This is a genomic window from Acetobacterium sp. MES1 (genome assembly GCF_002237635.1).
GTDB classification, from domain to species: domain Bacteria; phylum Bacillota; class Clostridia; order Eubacteriales; family Eubacteriaceae; genus Acetobacterium; species Acetobacterium wieringae.
In genome coordinates, this window is the sequence record NZ_MJUY01000057.1 from 96839 (window position 1) to 120836 (window position 23998).

General features: G+C 44.5%; 23 protein-coding genes. 17 read left to right on the top strand and 6 right to left on the bottom strand.

Features of this window, described 5'->3' with window-relative positions:
• Nucleotides 1-53 precede the first annotated feature (53 nt).
• Entirely contained in the window at nt 54-1709 is a 1656-nt protein-coding gene (locus tag BI182_RS15880) for an NAD(P)H-dependent oxidoreductase (RefSeq protein WP_286809290.1), read from the bottom strand.
• A gap of 371 nt (nt 1710-2080) precedes the next feature.
• Between BI182_RS15880 and BI182_RS15885 the strand changes: the two genes are divergently transcribed.
• The 8 genes from BI182_RS15885 (at nt 2081) to larC (ending at nt 11130) form a co-directional block, all read left to right on the top strand.
• Nucleotides 2081-3382 carry a DUF362 domain-containing protein gene (locus BI182_RS15885; RefSeq protein WP_228883143.1) on the top strand — a complete coding sequence of 434 codons (1302 nt, stop codon included), beginning with the start codon at nt 2081-2083 and terminating at the stop codon, nt 3380-3382.
• A 112-nt stretch (nt 3383-3494) separates the two neighbouring features.
• Nucleotides 3495-5492 carry a sigma-54-dependent Fis family transcriptional regulator gene (locus tag BI182_RS15890; protein ID WP_286809293.1) on the top strand — a complete coding sequence of 666 codons (1998 nt, stop codon included), beginning with the start codon at nt 3495-3497 and terminating at the stop codon, nt 5490-5492.
• Nucleotides 5493-5494: 2 nt separating this feature from the next.
• Complete coding sequence (lipB, locus tag BI182_RS15895; protein ID WP_228883139.1) at nt 5495-6196, top strand: lipoyl(octanoyl) transferase LipB; 702 nt, start codon at nt 5495-5497, stop codon at nt 6194-6196.
• Nucleotides 6197-6253: 57 nt separating this feature from the next.
• The gene (locus BI182_RS15900; RefSeq protein ID WP_070371954.1) at nt 6254-6490 is read left to right on the top strand and encodes a biotin/lipoyl-containing protein; all 237 of its coding nucleotides are present in this window, start codon (nt 6254-6256) and stop codon (nt 6488-6490) included.
• 4 nt (nt 6491-6494) lie between these two features.
• On the top strand, nt 6495-7238 hold the full coding sequence (locus tag BI182_RS15905) for an SDR family NAD(P)-dependent oxidoreductase (protein WP_228883137.1): 744 nt from the start codon (nt 6495-6497) through the stop codon (nt 7236-7238).
• A gap of 33 nt (nt 7239-7271) precedes the next feature.
• Nucleotides 7272-9131 (top strand): non-ribosomal peptide synthetase, encoded by a 1860-nt coding sequence (locus tag BI182_RS15910; protein ID WP_286809297.1) that lies wholly within the window; start codon nt 7272-7274, stop codon nt 9129-9131.
• Between the two features lie 48 nt (nt 9132-9179).
• Nucleotides 9180-9929 (top strand): nickel pincer cofactor biosynthesis protein LarB, encoded by a 750-nt coding sequence (larB, locus tag BI182_RS15915; RefSeq protein WP_286809299.1) that lies wholly within the window; start codon nt 9180-9182, stop codon nt 9927-9929.
• Between the two features lie 49 nt (nt 9930-9978).
• Nucleotides 9979-11130, top strand: a complete 1152-nt coding sequence (larC, locus tag BI182_RS15920; RefSeq protein ID WP_070371958.1) for a nickel pincer cofactor biosynthesis protein LarC — start codon at nt 9979-9981, stop codon at nt 11128-11130.
• A gap of 96 nt (nt 11131-11226) precedes the next feature.
• Here the strand turns inward: larC and BI182_RS15925 are convergent, their stop codons facing one another.
• From BI182_RS15925 to BI182_RS15940, 4 genes are all read right to left on the bottom strand, one after another.
• The gene (locus BI182_RS15925; protein ID WP_228883133.1) at nt 11227-12747 is read right to left on the bottom strand and encodes a methyl-accepting chemotaxis protein; all 1521 of its coding nucleotides are present in this window, start codon (nt 12745-12747) and stop codon (nt 11227-11229) included.
• A gap of 226 nt (nt 12748-12973) precedes the next feature.
• Nucleotides 12974-13696, bottom strand: coding sequence for a DUF2786 domain-containing protein (locus BI182_RS15930; protein ID WP_070371960.1), 723 nt, complete (start codon nt 13694-13696; stop codon nt 12974-12976).
• 158 nt (nt 13697-13854) lie between these two features.
• Nucleotides 13855-14622 carry an EFR1 family ferrodoxin gene (locus BI182_RS15935; protein WP_286809302.1) on the bottom strand — a complete coding sequence of 256 codons (768 nt, stop codon included), beginning with the start codon at nt 14620-14622 and terminating at the stop codon, nt 13855-13857.
• Nucleotides 14623-14659: 37 nt separating this feature from the next.
• Nucleotides 14660-14992 (bottom strand): ArsR/SmtB family transcription factor, encoded by a 333-nt coding sequence (locus tag BI182_RS15940; RefSeq protein WP_286809304.1) that lies wholly within the window; start codon nt 14990-14992, stop codon nt 14660-14662.
• A 274-nt stretch (nt 14993-15266) separates the two neighbouring features.
• Between BI182_RS15940 and larE the strand changes: the two genes are divergently transcribed.
• Nucleotides 15267-16073, top strand: a complete 807-nt coding sequence (gene larE, locus BI182_RS15945; protein ID WP_250932977.1) for an ATP-dependent sacrificial sulfur transferase LarE — start codon at nt 15267-15269, stop codon at nt 16071-16073.
• Between the two features lie 74 nt (nt 16074-16147).
• On the opposite strand, the gene BI182_RS15950 is transcribed toward larE, so the two are convergent.
• Nucleotides 16148-16837: a glutamine amidotransferase gene (locus tag BI182_RS15950; RefSeq protein ID WP_286809306.1), complete on the bottom strand. Its 690-nt coding sequence runs from the start codon at nt 16835-16837 to the stop codon at nt 16148-16150.
• A gap of 324 nt (nt 16838-17161) precedes the next feature.
• Here BI182_RS15950 and BI182_RS15955 point away from each other — a divergent pair, with 324 nt between their 5' ends.
• The 8 genes from BI182_RS15955 (at nt 17162) to BI182_RS15990 (ending at nt 23986) form a co-directional block, all read left to right on the top strand.
• Nucleotides 17162-17995 carry a MetQ/NlpA family ABC transporter substrate-binding protein gene (locus BI182_RS15955; RefSeq protein ID WP_286809308.1) on the top strand — a complete coding sequence of 278 codons (834 nt, stop codon included), beginning with the start codon at nt 17162-17164 and terminating at the stop codon, nt 17993-17995.
• Nucleotides 17996-18068: 73 nt separating this feature from the next.
• Nucleotides 18069-19082 carry a methionine ABC transporter ATP-binding protein gene (locus BI182_RS15960; RefSeq protein ID WP_286809310.1) on the top strand — a complete coding sequence of 338 codons (1014 nt, stop codon included), beginning with the start codon at nt 18069-18071 and terminating at the stop codon, nt 19080-19082.
• Nucleotides 19072-19731, top strand: a complete 660-nt coding sequence (locus BI182_RS15965; protein ID WP_250932981.1) for a methionine ABC transporter permease — start codon at nt 19072-19074, stop codon at nt 19729-19731. Before BI182_RS15960 ends, BI182_RS15965 begins: the two co-directional genes overlap by 11 nt.
• A 28-nt stretch (nt 19732-19759) precedes the next feature.
• The gene (locus tag BI182_RS15970; protein WP_286809312.1) at nt 19760-20296 is read left to right on the top strand and encodes a 2-oxoacid:acceptor oxidoreductase family protein; all 537 of its coding nucleotides are present in this window, start codon (nt 19760-19762) and stop codon (nt 20294-20296) included.
• Complete coding sequence (locus BI182_RS15975) at nt 20293-20595, top strand: 4Fe-4S binding protein (protein WP_070371969.1); 303 nt, start codon at nt 20293-20295, stop codon at nt 20593-20595. Before BI182_RS15970 ends, BI182_RS15975 begins: the two co-directional genes overlap by 4 nt.
• A complete protein-coding gene (locus BI182_RS15980; RefSeq protein WP_286809314.1) occupies nt 20588-21757 on the top strand; it encodes a transketolase C-terminal domain-containing protein in 1170 nt (389 codons plus the stop codon). Before BI182_RS15975 ends, BI182_RS15980 begins: the two co-directional genes overlap by 8 nt.
• Nucleotides 21750-22661, top strand: coding sequence for a thiamine pyrophosphate-dependent enzyme (locus BI182_RS15985; RefSeq protein ID WP_228883121.1), 912 nt, complete (start codon nt 21750-21752; stop codon nt 22659-22661). Before BI182_RS15980 ends, BI182_RS15985 begins: the two co-directional genes overlap by 8 nt.
• Nucleotides 22658-23986: a phenylacetate--CoA ligase family protein gene (locus BI182_RS15990; protein WP_148636359.1), complete on the top strand. Its 1329-nt coding sequence runs from the start codon at nt 22658-22660 to the stop codon at nt 23984-23986. Before BI182_RS15985 ends, BI182_RS15990 begins: the two co-directional genes overlap by 4 nt.
• Nucleotides 23987-23998: the final 12 nt, after the last annotated feature.

The following is a 23998-nucleotide window of genomic DNA, read 5'->3' on the forward strand; positions in this document are numbered from 1 at the left end:
GCAACCATTGTTCGGTGCTTTTTCATTTCGCAATTACCTATATTTTACTGTTTTTATTTGGGTTTGGCCATCTCACTGGGGTACCATTTTAGAAACCACAGTGAAAATGCAAAGGTTGGGATGCTCAAAAGAATCGGAATGATCGCTGCGAAATTGATCAGCAGCGTGGTATTAAGCCATAGGGCCAGGCCTGCCTGGGCCAGAAATACCAGTGACCAGATATAACATAACAACCGATTGGTTCTTAGAAACAACACGTTTTTAAGGGCGTTGCGGCCATTGAAATAGTGGGTGTAGTCTGCTGTTAATGGAACCGTCTTTAAGGTCGAAATGACCCAAATCAGGGCCAGGGCAAAATACCCGATGATTGCAAAAGTGTTTCCCTGATAATCCGATCCAAAGGTTACCACCATTAAACTGAGCAGAGAAAAAGTTAATAAAGTCGCCCGTTCAAAATAAACCAGATCGGTGCCCCGCTTGATACCGCAAAGGATACCACTGATCATCATCGGAATCACTACTCCAATCAAGGGATTGTAATTGGCAAAAAGAAAACAGAAAATCCAGGGGCACATTGCCACAAAGAACCAGTAGGGGGTGTTTTTAAAACTGATCGGCACCAGCCGTTTTTTCTTATCGGGATTTAAATTGACCGGTCCAAACAAGCCATCGAGAAAGGCATTGAAAACCCGCATATCGCCAACAACGGCGTATTTTTTTTCTAATAGCGATTGGGCGGCATCAATTTTACCTTCCAGGATACGCTCCAGAGTGGTCAGCGTGATGCTGATCGCCGTTGTCTCCCGGGCAAAATCATTTCGGAGTAAGGTACAGGTTTCATCCTTGATCACCAGCTGATAGCGTTCTTTTATGTCGGTAAAATCAATCTGGAGCACCGCATTCATTTTAGGCCGGATCTTGGGATTAAAGGCAGCCTGAACCTCTTTCATATAATTCCAGGCGATCAGACCACCATCAGAATCCTTCATCCGGGTATCATCCACTCCCCAACTCAGGTTGGTTGTCTGAAGATAGGTTGGCGTTTCCACAAAGGGTTTTGCCAGACCTTCCCGTATTTTTGGTGAAATGCTCAAGTTTTCACCGTATTCTTTTCCGGCTATTTTAACCAGATCCAGATACGGGCCGGTCAGATTGTCCAGCTGGTGGATCCCCAGCAGTTCACCTTCAACGCAAATAATTTTTTCCCACTTATCCTTGCCAAAAAGATTATTAAACTGTTCTTCGACTCCCTCATAATTGTTCTTTTTCGATGGAAAACCACATGTGCTGATCAGCACATGTTTTTTATTTTGCATTTTTTCTGGGTTCCGGAAGGGATGTCCGTAGGTTCCCCTACCTTCGTTGTCAATAAATGGGAGCAGTGCCGGTTGGGTTCGTTCCATAAATTTTTTCATGGCGCTGGAGATCCCATAATGGTACAGCGGCGTGGCCCAGATCACAATATCGGCCTCTTCATATTGATGGAACAGTTCCGTCATATCATCCTGAAAAACACATTCTCCCGGGGTGGTCGTCCAGCAGCTATGGCAGCCGGTACAGGCACTAATATTCTTCTGGATTAAATTGATGGTCTCGACGACTGTTTCCGGATCATACTCAATTAACCCCGATGTAAATTGTTCGGCAATGATCATTGTATAGCTTTTGGTTGATTTATGACTGCCGTTTAACAAGAGAACTTTACGCATGGTATCCTCACTTTCTTATTTAACTAACTGAAAAAGGTCATCAAATAAACGATCCTGTTGGTGGCATCGTTTTTCCTAATATATAATACCTCATCTCCCAAAATTATAACAAAAAACATCGCCGACGAATACACCTAATTTGAAACTTATGTTTTATCAGTTCTGGGATTAAGGCATCCTTCGTGTGTCACGTGTTATAATGATACACAAAAGCGTCTCATTTTGACACACGAGACACAGATTCACCATCAAAAAAACCAGTTTCCGGCTTTTTTAAGCGTACTTTGTTTTGGCATGATTATTGCGGGTATATAATTACACGTCCATGTTTATGGGCAAATATATGGTGACTATACCAAAAGGAGATTATCATGAGTAAAACAAAAGTATCTGTTGTAAAGGTTGCACAACCTGAAGGCAATGCCTCTTTCATGAACGGAAAATATGTCCGGATTGAAGAGGATGTCAGAAAAATTGAAGCCGCTGTTGCCGAAGCAGTTGAACTCGCTATTGGTTCCCTTGATACCATCATCAAGGAAGGCGATACGGTCTTAATTAAACCAAACCTTGCTTTCCAGGCTCCCCCTGAAAGCCACGCCGTTGTTGATCCCCGAACCATCGAAGCTGTTGTTTCTTATGTTAAGAAAAACTCCAAAGCAGGAAAAGTCGTCGTCGGCGATAACCCTTCCTTAGGCATGCATGTTGGCCGGGCCAAACCTGCCTTTAAAGATTCCAAAATGGAAGAAGCTGCTAAACTTGGCGGCGCTGACGAAGTCATTTATTTCGATGAACATGATGTTGTTCCGGTAGAAATTGAAGGGGCTAAATTATTCAAACATGCCACCGTTTTTAAACCCTTCATGGATGCTGATGTAGTCATCAACCTGCCAAAAATGAAGGTTCATTTAGCTGGTACCGTTACCTTAGGCCTTAAAAACTGGAATGGGATCATCCCCAATTGTCACCCCAACGATCAACAGCAAGGGGCTCACCGTATCGAGTTGGGGCAAAAAATGGCCGATATGTATCGAATTCGCCATGCCGATCTGACGATTGTTGATTCCGTTATTGGGATGGAAGGTCAGGGACCGCACGCCGGAACCCCGATTGAAATGAACCTGATTGTCGCTGGCACCGACACCGTCGCTGTCGATTCGGTCGCCTGTTCGATTATGGGCTTTGAACCGATGGAAATTCCTGCTATCCGCTGTGCCGGAACCGAAGGTCAGGGCGAAATCGATTTAGATAAAATCGACGTTCTCGGGAACTCCATTGAATCAGTCATGAAACATTTTAAACGTCCCGGTGGTGATCCCATTGGGATGTATGCCGGGTTGACATGTATCATGCAACAAACCTGTCCCGGTTGCTTTGTTAACGTCCGCGGTGCCCTGGACTCATTTGCGATCTCTGGAATTGACATGAACAAATTCCTGGCTAAATCCGGCGAAGTTGTGGTCATCGCCGGTGGTGTGCCAGACATTGATCCGCAATTTTGTGCCGGTAAAAACGTCTTTATTTGCGGCGATTGCTGGGAACTATTCCCCTCAGCAGACAAGGTTCGGGAAGCCGCCTCACTGGCTAAATCAGTAACCTATTATCCCGGTTGTGCACCCGTATACATTTTTGCCCAACTCAATGGTGATCTTCAGAAACTGGCTGCTGGCAAATAGATTTTCTACTCTCGGTATCAGGGGATTCTCCCCTGATACCCTTTGCTAATCAATTGCAAAAGCAATCGCCTTCGCAAGAAACAAACCAACAAAAAAGAGGAGTGTAAACGCTTTGAAAATTTCTGCTGATTTTGAGATGGTCAAAAAAACCTGGGAGGACTTTGTTATTTCCGGGAACATCGGTAATCATGTCCGTAAACCGATTATTGATTCCTGGCTGCGCTGTCAACGAGCAGGACTTGATCCCCGGGCTTTAAATCGCACCCCAACAGTCAGCGAAGAAAATTTTAGAAAACGCCTCGAACAGAATCAGTTGCTTCTGAATGTCAGTATTCCCTTTATGGTTGAATTACAGGAATTTGTCAACAAATCTGGTTTTTCCACCACCCTTACCGATCCTAATGGCGTCATTCTTGAACTGATTTGTGACCAAGCTATTTTAAAAGAAGCCTTCACCAAAAATCTGGTTCGGGGCAGCATCTGGAATGAACACATGGCCGGCACCAACGCCACTGGTTTAGCCATTGATCTGCTCCAGCCAATTCAGGTAATCGGCGCCGAGCACTACTATGAATGCTATCACGAACTAACCTGCTCTGCCGCACCAATTCTTGATGCCAACGGCAAACTGCTGGGCGTCATGGATATGGCTGGACCTAAAGAAATGGCCTATCCCCATACATTGGGCATGGTTGTTGCTGCCACTAAAGCAATCTCCCGACAACTCTGTATTGCCGAATCCCATCGCCAGGTTGATTTAACCAATCACTACCTAAGAACCCTGATCGACTCGATGACCGATGGGGTGGTGGCAGTCGATCTCAAAGGCAAAATCATTGGCATCAATTCTCAAGGTGCCAAGATTTTAAAAACCACTACCTTTGAATCCTACGGGAAAAATATTCTGGAAATTATGGACGGCGAAACGATTCTCGATCATAACGGCGATGTACCGCCATCATTTGAAGAAAAAGATAAGCACATTATTACAAAGAGCAAAAAAATCAACTGCCTGATTAACAGTAAACTGATTCTTCACGACAATGGCACCGTCGCCGGAGCCGTTGCCACCCTGAAAGATCTGGATAAAACCATTCTGGTTTCGGAAAAAGCCAAACGCAAAGGCACCCGATTTACCTTTGATGATATCATCGGAGAAAGCTCCGAGCTACTACGCTCTGTCCATCTTTCGCAAATTGCTGCCAAGGGTAGCGCGACCGTTCTTTTAGAAGGCGAAAGTGGAACCGGTAAAGAAATGTTTGCCCAGGCCATTCATAATGCCCATCAATCAGACCAGCCCTTTATTGCCATTAATTGTGCAGGAATTCCCGAAAGCCTGATTGAAAGTGTGCTTTTTGGCTATGAAGAAGGATCTTTTACGGGAGCCAGCAAACACGGAAAAATCGGAAAATTTGAACTGGCCAGGGGCGGCACCATTTTTCTCGATGAAATTGGTGAAATGCCCTTAAACACCCAGACCATCCTGCTACGGGTTTTACAGGAGCGGTACATCCAACGCATCGGTGGAAACAAGGATATTCCCATTGATGTGCGGGTTATTGCCGCTACAAATAAAAATCTTGCCGAAGAAGTTAAAAAGGGGCGGTTTCGACAAGATCTTTACTATCGACTGAATGTATTGCAAATCAATATTCCACCGCTACGCAAACGAAAAAAAGACATTCCCATTCTGGCTGAGTTTTTTCTGCGTGACATCACCCAGACCTGCGGTAAATACATCGAGCCCCTCCACCCTTCCACTATCGCAACGATGCAGGAATATGAGTGGCCGGGCAATGTGAGACAATTTAAAAATGCCATTGAACAGGCCGTCAATTTTACCGAAACCAATCGCATTGACAACTATTTTATTGCCAGTTACTTACCCAATATTAACGCTGAGCTGACCCCGAAAGAAAACCTTCCTGTACAAAAAAAGATTATTGAAACACTAACAGAGCAACCCAATGTGGACTTAAAAAATATCGAACTCACCACCATTAAAAAAGCCCTAGCTCTTTTTTCTGAACGCAAGAAAGCAGCTGAGTACCTGGGTATTTCCCGGAGTACCCTGTACCGCAAAATGAAACTGTATCACCTGGAGGACTAAGCATGAAAAAAGACCTCATTTGGATTGACCTGGGACTGATTTCCTATGAAGATGCCTTTGTCATCCAGGAACAACTCCATAAAAAATGTGTCACCAAAACATGCCCGGACACCCTGCTTTTTCAGGAAAACTATCCGGTTATCACCCTGGGTCGGGGCACTCATGAGCAGAACCTGCTCCTGACCCCAGCTGAACTTTTGGATCAAGGTATTGCTCTGACAGCGGTTAGCCGTGGCGGTGATATTTCCTATCATGGCAATGGTCAATTCATTGTTTCACCAATTCTGCACTTTGATCAGTATGTCAAGGGGGCACATCAATATGTTCGCTGTCTGGAACAGGTGGTTATTAATCTGCTGGCTCATTATCAGCTAAAAGGCAAACGTATCAAAGGACGCAGCGGCGTCTGGGTTGTAGAACCCGAAACCGGCGAAGAAAAGAAAGTCTCCGCTCTGGGCATTGCGGTATCCCATGGGGTTACCCTCCATGGCATATCGATTAATGTCAACCCCAACCTCGAACATTTTAAGGCCATCATTCCCTGCGGCATTGCAGACAAAGGTGTCACCTCCATGGAAGCCTGTGGATGTCCCCCGATCAACCTGCCTGATCTGCGTGACCAGTTCATTTTGGCCTTCGATGAGATGTTTGGCAGCAACACTACTAAAAGAACCATTGACGAAATTGTCAGTCATAAACGTTAAACTGTGTCTTAAACAAATAGTTGTTAATCTTGAAGAAAAAATTTAAAGGAGAACCAAATGAAATACGAAATAGCAATCCCCGAATTCGCTGAAGGCGCTGAAGAAATCAATTTAAGACAATGGCTTGTGGCTGTTGGCGACACGGTTAAAAAAGGTGATAACATTGCTGAAGCAGCCACCGATAAAATTTCTATCTACATCGAATCCCCAGCCGACGGGGTTCTTTCTGCGATCCTGGCGCAAGAAGATGATCGCGTTTTAGTTGGCCAGATTATTGGCGAAATTGAGGGTTAAGAACATGGCCGGTATACATCAGGATAAGGTTATTATCATCACCGGGTCGTCCCGGGGAATTGGTTATTCGTTTGCTGAATATCTCAGTAATGAAGGGGCCAATATTGTTATTATTGGTCGAAATATTGAAACTGCCAAGGCTGCTGCCGAAAAGCTGCCGACCAAATGTATTGCTATACAATGCGATATCTCGTCCGAAGCAGACGCCATCAGAATGGTCGACATTGTTATGGAAACCTACGGGAAAATTGATGTGCTGATTAACAACGCCGGAATCTTCCCCGTTAAAACCTTCAGCGCCATGACCCTGGACGACTGGAAAGCGGTGATTGACATTGATTTAACCGGCACCTTTATCGCCACTCATGCGGTTTACAAGGTGCTGGAAAAGCAAAAACGGGGTAAGATTATTAATGTGGCTTCCATCGCCGGTCGGGTTGGTGGACTCGGGTTTACCCATTATTCCGCCGCTAAAGGTGGTGTCATCGCCTTTACCAAAGCCCTGGCCCGGGAAGCTGCTCGTCTCAACATTCAGGTTAATGCCATCGCTCCAGGAGTTATTGAAACCGACATGGCCAATTCAAACTTCCCCAAATATGCCCTGACTGAGCACACCAAAAATACCCCGGCCGGTCGACTGGGAACAGAAGAAGACTTATTGGGGATTATCTCCTTTCTTTGCTCATCAGGCAGTGATTACATCATCGGGCAGACCATTGCCATCGATGGTGGTTATACCATGATCTAATGTGGATCTGACCAAATTGTTGAGGAGACTTCCATGAATATACAAGACTCGTTTATCAAGCTAAAAACCAGTGATGTCACCATCACGTATCTGGAGGCCGATGGCCAGGAATTTACTCAGACCTACGCCACGCTTTTTGAAAATGCCATGAAAGTCCTCGGCGGTTACCAGTCAGCCGGTCTAAAAAAAGGATCCCTGCTGGTGTTTCAGCTAAAAAGTATCCAGGCCCAAATCACCTGTTTCTGGGCGGGCATCCTGGGCGGCATGGTTCCCGCCATCCTACCCCTGGCCCAGGATGAAAAATCACGGGCTTATCTGCAAAGTGTCCTTAACACACTGGAAGACCCCATCATTGTCAGTGATCTGGAAGGGGTAACAACCCTGTTTGAAAACAACCAGCTGATGTTTCGGGCCTTGACCGAATCGTCCCCGGGAACCATTGTTTCAGTGTGTGACACAGATCCTGGAATGATTCAGTTTACCTCCGGTACCTCTTCGGATCCGAAAGGCGCTGTTCTGACTACCCGCAACCTCCAAGAAGGCGGTGTTGCCAGCAGTATCATCGTCCGCGACAATGTGCAGGAACGCTATCTAAGCTGGCTGCCGCTATCCCATTGCTTTGGTTTTGTCGGCTATCATCTGGTTCCGATTGTCAACAACTTTCCTCAGTATTTAATGAGCCCGCTGCAGTTTGTAAAAAACCCCAACCGCTGGCTGGAAAAGCTCTCGCAGTTTTCCGCCACTGTCACCGGAGCGGCCCTTTTTGGCATCGAACTATTGCTGAAAGTCGGCATTAAACAGAATCGGGCAGTAAATCTTGACACTCTTTATATCTGCTTTTGCGGTGGCGAAGATGTCAATCCCCTTTCCTTAACCGCTTTCGAAGATCAAACAGCCCCAATGGGTTGGACCCGGGATACCTTAAAACCAGCCTACGGTCTTAGTGAAACCACCATGGGTGTGGCTTACACCCCCTACGGTTCACCCTTCCGGATGGATTATTTTTTGGGCAGCGGCATTGCCATTGGCGAAAAACTGTTCTTCTGTGATCCTGATGATGATACCATCGGCCGGATGTCAGTAGGTGTTTTGGACGAATGTAATGAGGTCGTCATTAAAGATCTGAACGGAAATGTTTTGGATCCGGAATATCTGGGTCTGATCCATATTCGTGGCACCAATGTCATGCAGGGATATTATTCCAAAACTAAAAACACCCCTACCGGGGTGGATGAAGACGGTTATTTTAACACCGGCGATCTGGGCTTTTTTCGAAATGGCTGGTTGAATATATTTGGCCGCTATAAAGATATTATTATCGTCAACGGTGAAAATTATCTGGTCTCCGATCTGGAAAAAACCGGCAAGCAGGCCTTGCCTGAGAATACCAACCTGATTGTTGTTCAGGGCAAAAACCGGAACACTCAGGACAACTGTCTGATTCTCTTTAGTGATTCCAAAAATCCGGAAACTTTTACCCTGGCTGGCCAGTCTATTTCTGCCATCTGGCAGCTTCCGATAAAATGGGGTGTGATGATTGACGAAATACCCAGAACCACCTCTGGAAAAATCAACCGGTTAGCTTTGGCTGTTGCCTGGGAAAACGGCGACTATGATCATTATGATCTGGCCATTCCCTTAAGCAACGTTTCTGAATCAACCCTGGATGGACCATATAATGAGATGGCAAATTGCTGGGCCAATATTCTGAAAATTTCGCCAGCGATGATTGGGCTTGACAGTCATTTTATTTTTGATCTCGGCGGCGATTCGCTGGGTCTGATTGATCTGATTAACCAACTGGAGCAGACCAATGGGATTAAAATAAACACCAATCAGTTCCGCAACTACCTGACCTTAACTGAAATGACCAATTATATTTTGTCACTTTAACAAATTTTTTAATATTTTGCTGACTCATCAGCAGTAATGGAGACAATTATGAATGTAGATCAATTAACAAAATTATTGGAAGACGTCAAAAACCACGAATGCGAGGTCAATACCGCTCTGGAGTTGCTAAAAACCTTGCCCTATGAAGACCTTTCCTATGCCAAAGTGGATCATCACCGGGAGCTACGAAACGGTTATCCGGAGGTGATTTACAGTCCCGGAAAGTCGCTGAACCAGATTAAGGGGATTGTCGAAAACATGCTGACCCGATCCACTGGCAACATCCTTGCTTCCCGGGCTGAACGGAACGTCTTCGACACCATCAAATCCATTACCCCTGATGCTATTTATTACGAAGAAGCCCGCTCCGTGGTCGTCAAACGGGAAGAATATAAAACCACCGAAGATTATATTCTTGTCGTCACGGCCGGAACCTCAGACATTCCGGTTGCTGAAGAAGCCGCTGTAACTGCCATGGTGATGGGCAATCAGGTCAAACGACTCTATGATGTGGGAGTCGCCGGGATTCATCGGCTACTTGGCAACGTCCCAATTATCAATCACGCCAAAGTCATTATTGTGGTGGCTGGTATGGAAGGTGCTCTGGCCTCAGTCGTCGGTGGACTCACCGATAAACCTATCGTTGCCGTTCCCACCAGTATCGGTTACGGCGCCAGCTTTGGTGGAATCTCGGCTTTACTGGGGATGCTGACCTCCTGCGCCAGCGGGATTGGTGTTGTCAATATTGATAATGGTTTTGGGGCTGCCTGTATGGCATCAAAAATTAACAAACTATAAACATAAGCGAAATTTCATCAGGGCGTGGCCCAAAGAAGGAGAATTGTCCATGAAGGTTTTATTTTTCGATTGTTTTTCCGGTATTAGTGGGGATATGGTTTTGGGTGCCTTTATTGATTTGGGTATTGATCCAGCATACCTTGACGCTGAACTGAAAAAGCTGAATCTCAGCGGGTTTCGCATCGAAGCCGAGCAAACCATGAAAAAGGGAATTTCCGGCACTCGCTGTCATGTTATCCTGGAAGCTGACCGACACCATCATCGGCACTTTAACGATATAAAAGAAATCATCGAAAATTCAACCCTCTCAGACGAGGTTAAAAAAACTGCTCTGGCTATTTTTATGCGGGTGGCAGTCGCCGAAGGCAAGGTTCATAATGTTTCGGTTGAACGGGTTCATTTTCATGAGGTTGGCGCTCTCGATTCAATTGTTGATATCGTCGGGGCGGCCATCTGTTATCATGCCTTAAAACCGGATCTGGTTTATGGTTCCAAAATAAATGTCGGCAGCGGCTGGGTTCGCTGTGCCCATGGTCTCTTACCGGTACCAGCTCCAGCCACCGCAGAGATCCTCTGTAATTCCAATTTCGAAATGTATTCCAAGGCCATAGACGGTGAATCAGCCACGCCCACCGGGGTGGCCATTCTCGCTGAATTGGCTACCTATTCCCCGACCACCCCCAGTTTTATTCCGGAAAAAACCGGCTATGGTTTTGGCGGCAAGGATTTTGGGGTTTTAAATGCTCTGCGGATTATTCAGGGGCGTAAATCTGAAGCCAACACCATTATGGTGGTAGAAACCAATGTTGATGACATGACTGGCGAAATGGCTGGCTATGTCCTCGAAGTTTTATTGCAAAACGGTGCCCTGGATGCCTTTTACACGCCGGTCTATATGAAGAAAAACCGCCCAGGCATCCACCTGACGGTTCTCTGCAGCGAAGCCCGGCTGCCGCTGATTGAAGAAATTATTCTAAAGGAAACCTCCACCATCGGCATTCGCAAATACCCGGTTGAGCGAACCTGCATGCACCGGCATTTTAAAAAAATAGCAACTCCACTGGGTGAAGTAACCATTAAAATATCCCAACAGGGCGATATTACCCGGGCTACCCCGGAATATGAGGATGTCAAAAAAATCGCCCAGGAATCGGGCAAATCGCTGTGGGAAGTATTAGAAATGGTTGAAAAACTAAAGTAGCGTTGCAAACCAGTAAAACAAAAGACTCAGATGCTTAGCTTTCTTAGTCTTTTGTTTTGTTGTATCCACTGATATTCCTTTTAAAATTACCCTGATTTACTGAAGCTTAAATTGATTGGTCTGTCTTTTTAATATCTCAGCCTGGTTAAAGAGTTCTTGACTGGCGGCGGCAGTTTCTTCCGATGTTGCTGAATTAGTATGAACCACGTTGGCAATAATACTGATCCCTGAATTGATTTCGTGAATATTTTGGGTTTGCTGCTCTGATGCTTTGCCAACTGCTTCAACCCGGGTTTCAACGGCTTTCATACTCGCTTTGATTTCGTCCAGTGCTTCCGACACCCGATTTGCCACTTCGATACCGATTTTGACATTCTTTCCCGATGCTTCAATCAAACTGGAGGTTTGTTTTACTGCGTCAGTCGTGCGGATGGAGAGGTTTCTTACTTCGCTGGCGACCACTGCAAACCCTTTGCCATGTTCCCCGGCCCGAGCGGCCTCCACACTGGCATTTAATGCCAGTACATTGGTTTGAAAGGCAATCTCATCGATTACTTTGATGATGTTTCCGATATTCTGCGATGAATCATTAATGTCATCCATACAGGCCAGCATATTATGCATTTCCCGGTCACCGCTGTTAACCTTAGCCTGGGCATCACGGACCAATGCAACAGCTTGACTGACACTTTCGCCGTTGATGGTAGTCTGCTCATCAATTTCGTTGATGGAGGCAGTCAGTTCCTCAATGGAACTGGCCTGTTCCGTGCCGCCAATCGACAGGGATGTGCTGGCCGTGGAAATATTCTGGGCACCCATGGCAACCTCTTCCGAAGAATCCGCTATTTTTTTTAAAGCTGTTCGCATATTAACGATCATCCGCTCAATCGCCACGGCTAATACGCCGATTTCGTCTTTACTTTTGACCGTTTCAACTTGTTGCGTCAGATCGCCTTGCGCTACCCGATTGGTGACTTTTTCCAGCATCACTAATGGTCGGGTCATCCGGTCAGTAATGATCCAAATGACAATGCCCGCCAGCGTAACGGCCACGATGGAAAATAAAATCAGCATATTTCTGAAATCCGTAGCCAATTTGTCATAGATGGTATTGGGAATTCCCACGTACCAGATGCCGATCACCTCGCCCTTGGCATTGGTGATCGGTTTATAGACTGTTTGGTTCCAGACACCCACTACATTGGCCTTACCGATGTATGTTTCGCCCTGATCCAAAACAGTTTTTTTAACCACGTCGGTTGCCTGCGTATTAACCGCCCGATTACCTTCTGCATCTTTTACGTTTGTGGCAACCCGGGTATCATCTTGAAAGACCGTTACCGTATCCCCTGTTAACTCCCCGATTCGATCAACAATTCCGAAATTATCATTCATTTTCACCGAGCCTTTGTACAAATCGCCCTCTTTAATAATCCAGTCCCCGGGAATCTGCTGATCCAGGAAAGCCTCGCCCAAAGCAGCATCACTCAGGAGCTTGGAGCGGGCTGCATCAAGCACTTTATTCTGCATGCTGTTTACCGCATAAATACCGATTCCAAGGTTGATTAAAACAATGGCCGACACAAACAGGGCTACGATTTTATACTTGAATTTCATCAATCATTCTCCTTATCGGTAAGTATATTGGCTTATTTATATTTTTATCCAATTTGCGCGCCGATAAACAAAAAATGCCAGCTTCCTGTTTTCAATTACCATAACCTGAGCTATAAGATCCGTCTATTTTCTTTATTTTAACATAATAATCCTCCGTATCACGCAATAAAACACCGATAACTTGTTAAAAACAAGGTGCCGGTGTTTTTTTGCTTACCTTTGATTTTCAGACAGCTTCTTGATTTGTCGTTGGATTATCTTCTGCTGTCGTTTTTTCTTTTGTATCTGCCAATTTATTTTGGGTCGTAAAGACCTTGCCTTCGCGGTACCCCTGAGCATAAAACGAATAATGATCATCATGATTCTTCTCTTTAATGTGCGCACGTTCCATCGGTTCAAGAATTGCTTTAACTTCCGGTGGGACCACCATCACCAGCCCCCACTCCTGATGCACATACTCCTGGGTCGTGTAAGCGTCATCCAAACCTTCATAAAAACCCTTACCATAAGTTTCACACGCTTCATTAATGATATTAGCTGGCTGCTCATTTAACTTCATCACTTTTTTTATCGCTTTGATCTGGGTTCGCACACAATCAACAGCATAGGCAAAAATGCTGTTGCAAATCAGCGCATCTTCCTCGTAACCATGAAAAATAATATAATGGCGTTGCGATCCGGACGGCGTGACCATATAAAAGACACAGCAGTTGTTCTCCGAAATCACATCCGCCAGGCCAGTCATCCAATGCTCACTGCGGGTTGTATAATAAATATCACTATCCACTTTAATCGGATTTTCATCATGGCGCAATAATTCCCGTTCAGTCAGCTTGTATTCAACCATCAGCTTTTTTGCTTTTAATATTGCGTAATTTGCTTCATTGGGATTGGGACTTCTACCAAGGGCTAACAGTTTTTTTATTCGATCTTTGATATTGGCTTCCATTTTTCTTCCTCGTTTTGAACTTTCTGCTTTTTGCCAAAAACAAACACTTCAATATAGAATCCATCTTAATTAAATATCATTTTACTATACATCTCTTATTTTATTTGGTATGGCTCCAACTGTCAAGAACGAAGACGGAAAAATTTATGGATTCTTAATTATTTTAGGATGGGATTTTCAAACCGTCGCCACTTAAGGGTTTTCTTTCCATACTGAATCGCTTTCTGGGGACAGCGGTTGATACAGGCGGTGCAGTGCGTACATTGTTTTGCCGTCCAAACCGGCTTGTTATTAACCATTTGAATCGCCGAAACAGGACAAATTTTCTCGCATTTTCTACAACCGTTACACTTGTTATCAGCATAAAAGAGCCTGGTTTTTCGGCCATGGACGTATAGCGGATAGGCCACCTTGGTCAAAAACGATTTTTTTCGTTTGCTGCCATCATTTTTCTTTTTCTTAGATATCGCTGCGATAATGTCAGTTAGCTTTTTATCTGTTGCAATCTGTATTTTCTTTTGTAGCGCTGGCCCTGTTGGTTGGTACATCATAATGTAATTGCTGGCCATCTTAAGTTCAAACGCAGCATCAAGCGATACGTTTTGTTTTTTCAGCAGATCTTCCAGCATTTTCGGTGTTCCACCCATTCCGCCGCCGCACGTTATCACACTAAATACATATGGTTGCCTACCGGCTTCCAGATTTTGTTCAATTATGAGCTCAGCGATAAAATCAGCTACAATTGAAGGTACGCCATAAAAGTAAACCGGGAAAATAAAACCAATTCTTTCATCGACTGAAAGCGAATAAACAAAATACTTCTCTTTCATAGCCGTGGTTATATCGACGAGTCGCTCTCCCAGCTCATCACCAATCCTTTTTGCCACATACAACGAATTACCGGTTCCGGTAAAATAAAATATCATCTTCTTCTCCTTTATTTTGAGTATGTAATTTGATACGCTACTTGCATTGTTTCATTAACAGTTCAATATGCTCCACCAATGTTTTTAAGTGCAGCAACCTGCTTTTTTCCGGATCCAGATAATAAAAATTCATGGTTCCTTGCTTACTCACATTAACAATCTTAGCATCCATCAGGATTTTGATATGATGGGATACTGCTGGTCGGGACAGATTGACTTTTTTGGTAATTTCCCCTACCCGAATGCCAGGATAGCACCCATTTTCCATAATTGCCACCATAATTAACTGTCGGGTTTCATCCCCGATGGCGGTGAGTAGTGGTTGACAATCTTTGAACATTTCAATCAGCGCTTTTTGCTCGTTACGCATTTCTAGCACTCCCTTCCTCCGTTTAATGGTTTAATTCATTAAACCATTGCTAACAGTATACATGAATAAATATTTTTATCAACATCGGGAAAGAAATTCGAGACCATTCAAGTTGATTATCTGCGTTTTTTTCATCCGATCCGTATTCAACGACTGTAAAGCAATTCCCTCCTTCAGGCCATTTATTCCCCACAATCACACTTGACAACGGGTTAAAAATACAATAAAATATTAATCATATATAGTTACTATGATTAATGTGAAGGAGTGTATTATGGATAACCTGACCAATAAATATCAAGCGTTAAAAGATTACCTGAGCAAACTGGAAAGTGTCGCTGTAGCCTTTTCTGGTGGTGTTGATTCGACGTTTTTGCTAAAGGTTGCTTACGATGTCTTAGGAAAAAAAGCGGTTGCAGTGACCGCCCGGTCCGAGAGCTTTCCCAAGCGCGAATTACAGGAAGCCACCGCCTATGCTGAAGAATTGGGTGTCGATCACTTTATAATTGATTCGGAAGAGCTGGATATTGAAGGTTTTTCCCATAATCCCAAGAACCGCTGTTATTTATGCAAGTCCGAGCTTTTTACCAAGATCAAAGAAATTGTGACTCTTCAGAAATTAAATTACGTTATTGAAGGCTCCAACACTGACGATGATGGTGATTACCGACCGGGACTATTAGCGGTAACCGAGTTAGGTGTCAAAAGCCCGTTACGATTTGCCAAGCTTTCCAAGGATGAAATCCGTCAGCTGTCGAAGGAATTGAATCTTCCCACCTGGAACAAACAATCCTTTGCCTGTCTGTCTTCCCGATTCCCTTATGGCGAGAATATTACCCCAGATCGCCTGCAGATGATCGACCAGGCTGAACAATACCTTCTTGATCTCGGCTTCCATCAGGTGCGCGTCCGCTATCACGGTGACCTGGCCCGGATCGAGACCGATGAAGCCGGTTTCGAAACCTTAGTTAATGAAGGTATTCGCAGTAAAATTCATGATCGTTTTAAAACCATTGGCTTCACTTATATCAGCCTTGATTTAAAAGGCTATCGAACCGGCAGCATGAACGAGACGCTATAAAAAAACAGGATTGCTAGACTCTTTGATTTAGTAATCCTGTTTTTTGTCGTCTCTTTTATCATATTCTAATCTAACTAGCTATTGTGCCAACGCATTGTTTTTTCATCATTTTGTGCTGTCACAGCTAAATCATAAAAGCGCCTTAATAAGGCTTTACCATATGTTTTATGTTCAATAGTATTACAAAATACATCGCCTACACATTCTGGATGAAATTGAACGCCCCAGACGTTTTCCTTATATCGAAGTGCATGGGTCGTCTCAAAATCATTTTCTGCCAATATCACGGTATCAGGTGGTATTTTGGTAACGGTCTGAAAGTGGGACGAATATGCACTAAAACGGGCTGGTAATACCCCCAGCAATGGATCTTTCTTGCCATCTTCTGTAAGATGAATCTCAACCTCGCCCTTTTCTTCCCCCAGTTCATGATAGTCAACCGAACCACCAAAGGTATGGGCAAGCAATTGATGTCCAAAACAGATACCCAAAACAGGAATGTTCTTTTTAACAACCTGTTTTAACCATTGCGCGGTTGCTACCCCCCAGGGTTCCAAATCCGTTACCATTGAAGGGGAACCAGTAATAATAATGCCAGCAATATCGTCCGGCAGAATTGGTACGGCATTTTCATAGACTGAAATTACCCGGACATCATCATATGGTATTCCGATACATTGGGCAATGCGGACATCACAGTCGCCACATTTGTTGATCACATGTTGATCCGATGATCCGGTCTTTATAATGAGTAGTTTTTTCATAATAGTTCCTCCTTCAAACAACGTTCTTTTCATACTTTTCCTATATGTAATAAATTATATATAATAACGTGCTAATTGTCAATAGAAATGGCTGATGAAATAAATAACATTATTCATATTATTTTTATATGTTTTATGTGTTTTATTCTTGCAAAAACAAATGGTTCCTGTTATAATAAATCGCATTAAACATATAAAATTACTATGATATGAAAGGTGGTGACCTCATGACTAAATCCATGTGTTGTCTGATGTAGTAATTACATGTAGTAGATAAACTAAAAAAAATTAAAAATTTTATGATTAGAAAAGAGAGGATCTCAAATGAAAACTAAACGAATTATCGGATTTATTGCAATTATAAGCATTTTGCTGATCGCCCTGACAGGTTGTTCTTCATCAAGTGCTGCCACAACCGAACCAGCAAAGGTTTTGAAAGTAGGCGTGTGTGCTGGACCATATGGCGATATGTTCACAGAAGCCATTCAACCATCCTTAGAAGAAAAAGGCTACACCGTTGAAATCGTCGAATTCTCAGACTATGTTCAACCAAACAAAGCATTAGCCGCCGGTGAAATTGATCTCAACCTGTTTCAGCATTCTACTTACTTGACCAACTTTGCCAAAGAGAACAACTTAGACCTAACCTTCATCAAAGAAGTTCCCACTGCTGCGATGGGAATTTTTTCCGAAAAATATAAAACCATTAATGACATCGAAGATGGCGCTACCGTAGCGATTCCAAATGATGCGACTAACTTATCCCGAGCTATTCGAGTCTTGGCGCAAACCAATATTATCACCATCGACCCAGCTGTCGATCCTAAAACAGCCACTCAAAACACCCTTTCCAGCAATCCTAAAAATTTACAGTTTGTCGAAATCGAAGCGCCCCAATTACCAAGAAGTCTTGACAGTGTCGGCATTGCCGTGATTAACGGTAATTATGCACTCAGTTCTGGACTCAACCTTTCTGATGCCCTTTATAATGAAAAACTGTCTGAGGGCTACATCAATGGTGTCGCTGTCCGAATTGAAGATAAAGATTCCGATTTTGCGAAAGATGTCATTGCCGCAATCGAATCCGATGCCTTTAAAAAAGTAATCGAGGATCCGACCAAACAATATGTTTCTTTCCAAAGACCATCTGACTATTAAAATTTTAACAAAAGCTCAGTTAATTTAAAGAACTGAGCTTTTGCCTTAAATCCTATAGAAAAAGGTAACGATTATGATTGAATTCAAGCATGTCTCTGTCAGCTTTAAACAACACAAACAAATTTTTGAGGCTGTTAATGATGCCCATTTTAAAATTGAAAAGGGTGAGATCTTTGGTATCGCCGGTTCAAGTGGTGCTGGCAAAAGCACCCTGCTTCGTACCATCAATTTATTACAGACTGTTTCCTCCGGTGAAATATTGGTAGACGGCGAAAATGTCACCAATTATCGGAGAACACAGTTGCGAATACTCCGTCGCAATATCGGGATGATTTTTCAACACTTTAATCTGGCCCGAAATCTAACCGTCTATCAGAATATTGCCTTTGTTTTAAAGGCAGCAGGGAAATCAAAAGTGGAAACTGAAACCCGGGTCAATGAATTACTGGATCTGGTCAATTTATCGGAGAAGTCCAATTCCTACCCCGCCAACCTTTCAGGTGGTGAAAAACAGCGGGTTGCAATTGCCCGGGCACTGGCTAATGATGCCAAAATTCTGCTCTGTGATGAGCCCACATCCGCTCTTGATCTGGAAACCACCTCATCCATTTTAAGCTTATTAAAAGACCTGAATAAAAAATTTGGTATCACCATTGTCATCATCACCCATGAACTGGATGTCATCAAAAGTATCTGTACCCGATGTGCGGTAATGAACAAGGGATCGGTCGTCGAAATTGGCGATGTCTATGATATTTTCACAAAACCCCAGGAAGACTTCACCCGACAGTTATTAAGTCACACCAGTCATTTTAATTTACCTGAGCAAATTATTGACAAGATGCAAGGTCCAATTATCCGTCTCACATTTAAGGGGGACACTGCCAACAACCCGATTCTCTATTACGCTGCCAATACCTTTCAGATTGGTTTTAATATCTTGCTGGGTAAGGTGGAGTACATCAACGATTTACCACTGGGGATACTCTATGTCGAATTAATTGGTGAAACTGAGCCACTAAAACTGGCAATCGAATTTCTTGCCGCAAATACGGCCGATTTGGAGGTAATCAATCATGGACTTTGATTTAAAAGCAGCTCTGTTTCTAACCTTTGGTCAAACCATGCAAATGGTCATTTCATCGCTGTTGGCCGCAATCATCATTGGTGGCAGTATTGGGCTGTTATTATTTTTAACATCGAATACTCTTTTTCTCAAAAACCGGGCCATCAATCAAATTGTCGGCGTCATTATTAATATCACCCGTTCCATTCCCTTTCTAATCTTGCTGGTATTGATGATCCCCGTATCAAAAGCGATCGTGCATACATCCATCGGTCCCAACGCTGTGGTCATTCCTCTGGCAGTAGCGGCCATTGCCTTTTTTGGCCGACTGTCTGAAGCCTCCTTTTCCGATGTTGATAATGGCGTGTTGGAAGCCGCCATTGCTTCTGGGGCCAGTAAATTGTCGATTGTACTGAAGATTCTGCTGCCGGAAGCCTTACCATCGCTGATTAAAAACATTACCGTCACTGCGGTGTCATTAATCGGTTTTTCGGCTATGGCCGGAACCGTTGGCGGCGGTGGTATTGGCGATCTGGCCATCCGATACGGCTATCAGCGCTATGAACCCGAAGTGATGTTTATCTGTGTGATCGTTCTGGTGCTGCTGGTACAGATCTTTCAGGTTATTGGGGATTCATCCGCAAAAAAACTGGATAAAACCAGCAAATAAAACACTACTTAAGAATCGAGGAAACAATATGATTGAAATACGATGGCATGGACGCGGCGGGCAAGGGGCCTTTACCGCTGCTAAAATTTTGGGGGCCGCTTCATTAATCGACAATAAATTTTCGCTGGCTTTTCCTTCTTTTGGCCCCGAACGCCGCGGTGCGCCAATTCAGGCCTTTAATAAAATTGATACGCAGGCAATTATCAATCGGAGTGAAATTAAAGCCTGTGATTATTTAATCTTTCTGGATGACAGTTTGTTCTCTTTTGATTATTTAAACGATCTGAAAGACGATGGCATCGCCCTGATTAACACCGCAACCCCAGAAAAATTTCGTGATTTTTCACAGATCCAGACAATTGATGCAAATCTGATTGCCCTTAACATAATCAAAAAGCCCCTCAGTAACACAGCAATGCTCGGAGCCCTGGCAAGTATCTCTGACGATGTTTCGCTATCATCATTGCAGCAGGCCAGTAATCAGTATTTGTCGGCAACCCACGCGGCCAAAAACCAGTTGATTCTACAAGAATCCTATGATCATTTTGGGAGGTTTACTAAATGAGCAAGCCTTATTTACGACATTATCAGAAACCCCAAAAATTGTCAGATTACCCCTTAGGCACTGCCAGTGAAGCTGGCTATCTGGTTACAAAAAATTGCGGCTGGCGAAATGAACGTCCGATTATCGTTACGAGTGAATGCATCAACTGCCTGCAATGTTATCTTTACTGTCCCGACGGTGTTATTTTTAAAACAGCTGATGGGTTGGATATTGACTACGACTTTTGCAAGGGTTGCGGCATCTGTGAAAAAGTCTGTCCCAAGCAAGCCATTAAAATGGAGGTAGAAACAAATGACTAAAGCATTTTTATCAGGCAATGATGCCTTTGCCGAAGGGGTTCGGTTGGCCCGCCCCCAGGTTATTTCGATTTACCCGATCACCCCGCAGACAACAGTGGTCGAGCGAATTTCTGAAATGGTGGAAGACAGCAGTTTAAAAAGCGAACTGATCCACGTTGAATCGGAACACTCCGCTCTATCCTGTGCCATTGGTGCCAGTGCCATGGGCGCCCGCACCTTTACGGCGACCTCTTCACAGGGTCTGCTGTACATGGCGGAATGTCTGCACTATGCCAGCGGCGGTCGCTTTCCGATCGTGATGATGAATGCCAACCGCTCCACCGCCTTACCCTGGAATATTTATGGCGACCAGCGGGATTCCCTCTCACAGCTTGACTGTGGCTGGATCCAGGTATATGTGGAAGATGCCCAGGAAAGCCTGGACATGGCCCTGCAAAGCTACCATATTGCCGAAAACCCCTTGGTATCAACCCCGGTTATGGTCAATTTGGATGGCTTCGTGCTGACCCATACCTACGAAACCGTGGAAATCCCCAGTCAGACCGATGCTGACCGCTTTTTGCCACCCTTTCAAACTGAGAACAAAATGAGTCTGGATAACCCGAAAAACCTGGCTTTTAGCGTTGGTCCCGACAATAATATGGAATTTAAATATCTCCAGCACAAAGCCATATTGGGCAGCAAACGGATTATCGAAGAAACCGATGCGAAATTTGCCGAAATTTTTGGCCGCAGTTATGGTGGACTGACCCAGGGTTACCGTCTTGACGATGCCGATTATATCCTGATTACCCTGGGCAGTATCACCGGCCTTTGCCGGGAGGTGGTAGATGAGTTGCGTGAGCGTGGCGAAAAGGTCGGCCTGCTCAAGCTCCGTTTTTTAAGGCCCTTTCCCCAGGAAGATCTGGTTGTGGCATTAAAATCGGCTAAAGCCATCGGGGTATTGGAAAAAGATATTTCCTTTGGTTATGAAGGCACCGTCTATACCAATGTTAACTCGGTTATTGCAAAGAATGGCTTACGTCTGGAAACTTATAATTTCATTGCCGGTCTCGGCGGCCGTGATATCAGCCGGGAAAACATCACCGCAATCTTTCGCCATCTGCAAACCGGTGGGCAACATGTTAATTTTATCGGACTGGGGATGACCATTGATGACTAATAAAATAACTGCAAAAACGATCACGGATAGTGAATTTTTTTATGGCCATAAGGCCTGCGCCGGTTGCGGTGGCAGTCTGGCCGTGCGGATCGCTCTTAAAGTTCTGGGCGAGAGGGCTATTTCGGTACTGCCAGCCGGCTGTATGTCGGCGGTTGGATTTAATTATCCGCATTTGTGTTTTAGCAATAATTCGATCATTTCCACCTTTGCCGGAACCGCTTCGATGCTGACCGGTGTTGAAGCTGGTGCCCGGGCGGTTGGGATTAAGAATTTCAAAGCGGTCGGGTTGGCCGGCGATGGCGGAACTGCCGATATCGGCATTCAGGCCTTATCCGGGGCGATTGACCGCAACGATGATATTCTCTATATCTGCTACGATAATGAAGCTTATATGAATACCGGTATCCAAAAGAGCGGTTTAACCCCGTTTGGCGCCAAAACAACCACGACCCCCAGCGGTGAAAATATTCACGGTAATCTACGCCCCAAAAAAAATCTCTTTGAGATTGTGGCAGCCCATAATATTTCCTATGCTGCCACCGCCAGTATAGGGAATCTTCCCGATTTTATCAATAAGATTGAAAAGGCTTCAAAAATAAAGGGCACAACCTACATCCATGTGGTCGCCCCCTGCCCGATTGGTTGGGGCATTCCCGTCAATGAAACCATTGAGATCGCCAGAAAAATGATCGATTGCGGTTTGTGGTATCTGGCCGAATACGAAAACGGACAGTTTACACTTAATAAAAACCCCCGCGACTTTTCATCAATTAAAGATTATCTGCTCTCACAAGGTCGCTTTAAACATTTAGACGATGCAGACATTGAAATACTGGCAGCACAGCGGGATGCCAAGTGGGCAGCGATACAAAAAAATTGGAATACCACCAAGGAGGAATTATGAGCGAGAAAAAATATTGGGATGAAAAAATCGAGACCCTGCCACGAGCAGATCTGGAAGAATTACAGCGTCGCGAATTAAAAGATATACTGACCTTTGCCTACAGCAATTCTGCTTATTATAAAGAAGCCTTTAATGCGGCCGGACTGACCCCAGCCGATTTTAACCAGCTCGAAGATATTCAAAAATTCCCGTTTACCAATAAGGCCACCCAACGGGAACGGCAGGCCAAAGGCGGGCTTTTAGGCGACATGATTGCCGTCAGTGAAGATGATGTCGTTTTTGTGTCGGCTTCCAGCGGCTCAACCGGAGTGCCAACCCTTAGTCCCTTTACCAAACAGGATTTCGACGAATGGCAGGATGTCGAAAGTCGCTTGTTTTATGGTGCCGGGATGCGTAAACATGACCGTTATGTTCACGCTCTGAATTTTTCACTATTTGTCGGTGGACCGGATGTCATCGGGGCCCAGAATTTGGGAGCCCTTTGTATCTGGGCCGGAACTGTGCCATCGGAACGACTGCTTTTTATTTTAAAAGAATTCCAACCGACGATTATCTGGACAACTCCATCTTATGCTTTGTATCTTGGCGAAACAGCCCTTAAAATGGGCATTGACCCGGCCAAGGATTTGGCCATTCGTACTATCATTGTAGCCGGCGAGCCCGGTGGCTCGATTGGAACCACCCGGGAAACCATCGAAAAAGTCTGGAATGCCGAGCTATATGACTTTTTTGGATTATCAGATATATTCGGGGCCTGCGCCGGGATGTGCGAAGCCAAGGATGGCCTCCATATCGCTGAGGATCACATTCTGGTTGAAGTCCTGGATGTAAAAACCGGAGCACCCTTACCCGATGGTGAACGGGGTGAACTCGTCTACACCACCCTGCGTAAAAAAGCCCGACCACTGATCCGTTTCAAAACCGGTGATATTGGCTCAGTCAACCGCAAACCCTGCAGTTGTGGGCGAACCCACGCCCGCATTAAAATTCACGGTCGCCTCGATGATATGTTTATCGTCTCTGGGGTTAATGTTTTCCCCAGTGATATTGAGTTTGTTATCCGGGGAACTGAAGGAATTACCGGCGAATACCTGATTCGTTTATATGAACAAAATCATTCGGTTAAATATCGGCTGGAAATCGAAAAATCCGATGACAACAATGAACCGGATGAAGTATTAAAAGAACGGGTGGCTGCTGCGCTAAAAACCCGGTTAGGTGTAAAACCTGGTGATGTCACAATCTTAAACGATGGTGATTTGGAGCGGGCGACTCATAAGGCAAAACGCTTAATCGATGAGCGAACCTTAATCTATGAAATTTAAAGAAGGTGCATG

Coding starts and splice junctions, on each gene's coding strand:
- BI182_RS15990 (WP_148636359.1), top strand. CDS start 22,658: ATGAGCGAGAAAAAATATTGGGATGAAAAAATCGAGACCCTGCCACGA.
- BI182_RS15950 (WP_286809306.1), bottom strand. CDS start 16,837: ATGAAAAAACTACTCATTATAAAGACCGGATCATCGGATCAACATGTG.
- BI182_RS15885 (WP_228883143.1), top strand. CDS start 2,081: ATGAGTAAAACAAAAGTATCTGTTGTAAAGGTTGCACAACCTGAAGGC.
- larB (WP_286809299.1), top strand. CDS start 9,180: ATGAATGTAGATCAATTAACAAAATTATTGGAAGACGTCAAAAACCAC.
- BI182_RS15930 (WP_070371960.1), bottom strand. CDS start 13,696: ATGGAAGCCAATATCAAAGATCGAATAAAAAAACTGTTAGCCCTTGGT.
- BI182_RS15955 (WP_286809308.1), top strand. CDS start 17,162: ATGAAAACTAAACGAATTATCGGATTTATTGCAATTATAAGCATTTTG.
- BI182_RS15905 (WP_228883137.1), top strand. CDS start 6,495: ATGGCCGGTATACATCAGGATAAGGTTATTATCATCACCGGGTCGTCC.
- lipB (WP_228883139.1), top strand. CDS start 5,495: ATGAAAAAAGACCTCATTTGGATTGACCTGGGACTGATTTCCTATGAA.
- BI182_RS15960 (WP_286809310.1), top strand. CDS start 18,069: ATGATTGAATTCAAGCATGTCTCTGTCAGCTTTAAACAACACAAACAA.
- larC (WP_070371958.1), top strand. CDS start 9,979: ATGAAGGTTTTATTTTTCGATTGTTTTTCCGGTATTAGTGGGGATATG.
- BI182_RS15975 (WP_070371969.1), top strand. CDS start 20,293: ATGAGCAAGCCTTATTTACGACATTATCAGAAACCCCAAAAATTGTCA.
- BI182_RS15880 (WP_286809290.1), bottom strand. CDS start 1,709: ATGCGTAAAGTTCTCTTGTTAAACGGCAGTCATAAATCAACCAAAAGC.
- larE (WP_250932977.1), top strand. CDS start 15,267: ATGGATAACCTGACCAATAAATATCAAGCGTTAAAAGATTACCTGAGC.
- BI182_RS15980 (WP_286809314.1), top strand. CDS start 20,588: ATGACTAAAGCATTTTTATCAGGCAATGATGCCTTTGCCGAAGGGGTT.
- BI182_RS15910 (WP_286809297.1), top strand. CDS start 7,272: ATGAATATACAAGACTCGTTTATCAAGCTAAAAACCAGTGATGTCACC.
- BI182_RS15935 (WP_286809302.1), bottom strand. CDS start 14,622: ATGATATTTTATTTTACCGGAACCGGTAATTCGTTGTATGTGGCAAAA.
- BI182_RS15970 (WP_286809312.1), top strand. CDS start 19,760: ATGATTGAAATACGATGGCATGGACGCGGCGGGCAAGGGGCCTTTACC.
- BI182_RS15900 (WP_070371954.1), top strand. CDS start 6,254: ATGAAATACGAAATAGCAATCCCCGAATTCGCTGAAGGCGCTGAAGAA.
- BI182_RS15965 (WP_250932981.1), top strand. CDS start 19,072: ATGGACTTTGATTTAAAAGCAGCTCTGTTTCTAACCTTTGGTCAAACC.
- BI182_RS15985 (WP_228883121.1), top strand. CDS start 21,750: ATGACTAATAAAATAACTGCAAAAACGATCACGGATAGTGAATTTTTT.
- BI182_RS15940 (WP_286809304.1), bottom strand. CDS start 14,992: ATGCGTAACGAGCAAAAAGCGCTGATTGAAATGTTCAAAGATTGTCAA.
- BI182_RS15925 (WP_228883133.1), bottom strand. CDS start 12,747: ATGAAATTCAAGTATAAAATCGTAGCCCTGTTTGTGTCGGCCATTGTT.